General features: G+C 54.3%; 1 protein-coding gene. It reads left to right on the top strand.

Going from position 1 to position 234, the window contains the following annotated elements:
* Positions 1–8: 8 nt before the first annotated feature.
* A partial coding sequence (locus CVH10_RS24550) for a reverse transcriptase/maturase family protein (RefSeq protein WP_369336031.1) occupies positions 9–234 on the top strand: 226 nt, incomplete at its 3' end.

Genomic DNA, 234 nt, shown 5'->3' with positions numbered 1-234 from the left:
ATGAACCGATCTTCTCTGATCGGTCACACGGCTTTCGACGGGGGCGGTCGTGTCACACGGCGCTCGACCATGTCCGCAAGACATGGAAGGGCGTGAAGTGGCTGATCGAAGTCGATGTCGAAGGATACTTCGACAACATCTCTCACGAGAAATTGTTGAGCCTGCTTGAACGTCGCATTGATGATAGGCGGTTTACCGCTCTCATCAGTGCGATGCTGAAGGCAGGGTATCTGG

Source organism: Halomonas sp. ND22Bw (assembly GCF_003011945.1).
GTDB lineage: Bacteria > Pseudomonadota > Gammaproteobacteria > Pseudomonadales > Halomonadaceae > Halomonas > Halomonas halophila.
This window is presented reverse-complemented; position numbering and strand designations above follow the sequence as displayed.